At 54.3% G+C, this 2,999-nt stretch carries 1 rRNA gene; it reads left to right on the top strand.

Annotated features, from left to right (window positions below):
• Nucleotides 1-81 precede the first annotated feature (81 nt).
• Nucleotides 82-2,995 (top strand): 23S ribosomal RNA (locus EVJ28_RS13830).
• Nucleotides 2,996-2,999 lie beyond the last annotated feature (4 nt).

Here is a 2,999-nt window from a genome sequence, read left to right as displayed (position 1 = left end):
TTGAAAACTGAAGATTCATCAAGACATCAAACCAAGAAAAATATGCATGGTCCGTTCGGACCGTGTGTCTTAGAAACGCTAGATCAAGGTAGAAAGGGCGTACGGTGGATGCCTTGGCACTAGGAGCCGATGAAGGACGCGACGAACAGCGAAATGCTCTGGGGAGTGGTAAGTGCACTTTGATCCAGAGGTATCCGAATGGGGGAACCCACCGCCGGGAGACTGGCGGGACACCCGTGTGAATACATAGCACGGTGTGAGGCAAACCCGGGGAACTGAAACATCTAAGTACCCGGAGGAAGAGAAAGAAAATTCGATTCCCTGAGTAGCGGCGAGCGAAACGGGAACAGCCCAAACCAGGAAGCATGCTTCCTGGGGTTGTAGGACACTCTATACGGAGTTACAAAGGGATAGGATAGGTGAACGACCTGGAAAGGTCGGCCAGAGAAGGTGACGGCCCTGTAGCTGAAATCTTATCCCCTCCAGAGTGGATCCTGAGTACGGCGGGACACGTGAAACCCCGTCGGAATCCGGGAGGACCATCTCCCAAGGCTAAATACTTCCTAGTGACCGATAGTGAACCAGTACCGTGAGGGAAAGGTGAAAAGCACCCCGGAAGGGGAGTGAAATAGATCCTGAAACCGTATGCCTACAAGTAGTCAGAGCCCGTTAACGGGTGATGGCGTGCCTTTTGTAGAATGAACCGGCGAGTTACGATGGCGGGCAAGGTTAAGCTGATAAGGCGGAGCCGCAGCGAAAGCGAGTCTGAATAGGGCGCATCAGTCCGTCGTCGTAGACCCGAAACCAGGTGATCTACCCATGTCCAGGATGAAGGTCAGGTAACACTGACTGGAGGTCCGAACCCACGCACGTTGAAAAGTGCGGGGATGAGGTGTGGGTAGCGGTGAAATGCCAATCGAACCTGGAGATAGCTGGTTCTCCCCGAAATAGCTTTAGGGCTAGCCTCGAGGTGAAGAGTTCCGGAGGTAGAGCACTGATTGGACTAGGGGCCCCCACAGGGTTACCGAATTCAGTCAAACTCCGAATGCCGGCAACTTGTACTCGGGAGTCAGACTGCGAGTGATAAGATCCGTAGTCGAAAGGGAAACAGCCCAGACCATCAGCTAAGGTCCCAAAGTGTATGTTAAGTGGAAAAGGATGTGGCGTTGCACAGACAACTAGGATGTTGGCTTAGAAGCAGCCACCATTCAAAGAGTGCGTAATAGCTCACTAGTCGAGTGACGCCGCGCCGAAAATTTAACGGGGCTAAACATACCACCGAAGCTATGGATTCCGTAAGGAATGGTAGGGGAGCGTTCCAAGCAGCAGTGAAGCGGTATCGTGAGGAGCCGTGGAGCGCTTGGAAGTGAGAATGCCGGTGTGAGTAGCGAAAAGAGGGGTGAGAATCCCCTCCGTCGAAAGCCCAAGGTTTCCTGAGGAAGGCTCGTCCGCTCAGGGTTAGTCTGGACCTAAGCCGAGGCCGAAAGGCGTAGGCGATGGACAACAGGTTGATATTCCTGTACCGCCGTACCACCGTTTGAACGATGGGGGGACGCAGAAGGATAAGGTAACCGTGCGACTGGAAGTGCACGGACAAGCAGCGAGGCCGTCGGGTTGGCAAATCCGCCCGGCATACAAGGTTGAGCTGTGATGTGGAGCCCGTAGGGCGAAGTACCGGATTTCACGCTGCCAAGAAAAGCCTCTAGTAAGGAGGTCGGCGCCAGTACCGTAAACCGACACAGGTAGGCGAGATGAGAATTCTAAGACGCGCGGGATAACTCTCGTTAAGGAACTCGGCAAAATGGTCCCGTAACTTCGGGAGAAGGGACGCTTATGGCAACATAAGCCGCAGTGAATAGGCCCAAACGACTGTTTAGCAAAAACACAGGTCTCTGCTAAATCGCAAGATGAAGTATAGGGGCTGACGCCTGCCCGGTGCTGGAAGGTTAAGGGGATGTGTCATCGCAAGAGAAGCACTGAACCGAAGCCCCAGTAAACGGCGGCCGTAACTATAACGGTCCTAAGGTAGCGAAATTCCTTGTCGGGTAAGTTCCGACCCGCACGAAAGGCGTAACGATTTGGGCACTGTCTCAACGAGAGACCCGGTGAAATCATAGTACCTGTGAAGATGCAGGTTACCCGCGACAGGACGGAAAGACCCCATGGAGCTTTACTACAGCCTGATATTGAGGCTTTGTACGCGATGTACAGGATAGGTGGGAGTTTGTGAAGCCGGAGCGCCAGCTTCGGTGGAGACATCCTTGGGATACCACCCTTTGCGTATAGAGTCTCTAACTCGCAGCCGTGATCCGGCTGGAGGACCGTGTCAGGCGGGTAGTTTGACTGGGGCGGTCGCCTCCTAAACAGTAACGGAGGCGCCCAAAGGTTCCCTCAGAATGGTTGGAAATCATTCGTAGAGTGCAAAGGCAGAAGGGAGCTTGACTGCGAGACCTACAAGTCGAGCAGGGACGAAAGTCGGGCTTAGTGATCCGGTGGTTCCGCATGGAAGGGCCATCGCTCAACGGATAAAAGCTACCCTGGGGATAACAGGCTGATCTCCCCCAAGAGTCCACATCGACGGGGAGGTTTGGCACCTCGATGTCGGCTCATCGCATCCTGGGGCTGGAGTAGGTCCCAAGGGTTGGGCTGTTCGCCCATTAAAGCGGTACGCGAGCTGGGTTCAGAACGTCGTGAGACAGTTCGGTCCCTATCCGTCGTGGGCGCAGGAAATTTGAGGAGAGCTGTCCTTAGTACGAGAGGACCGGGATGGACGCACCGCTGGTGTACCAGTTGTTCCGCCAGGAGCATCGCTGGGTAGCTACGTGCGGACGGGATAAGTGCTGAAAGCATCTAAGCATGAAGCCCCCTCCGAGATGAGATTTCCCTTTGAGCAATCAAGAAAGACCCCTCAGAGACGATGAGGTAGATAGGTCATGGGTGGAAGCACGGCGACGTGTGGAGCTGAATGATACTAATCGGTCGAGGCTTTGATCTAGAAA

Origin of the sequence: Exiguobacterium sp. SH3S3 (assembly GCF_004337115.1) — a bacterium.
Lineage (GTDB): Bacteria > Bacillota > Bacilli > Exiguobacteriales > Exiguobacteriaceae > Exiguobacterium > Exiguobacterium aurantiacum_A.
The sequence above is the reverse complement of the archived record's forward strand: the minus strand, read 5'-3'. Positions and strand labels throughout refer to the sequence as shown.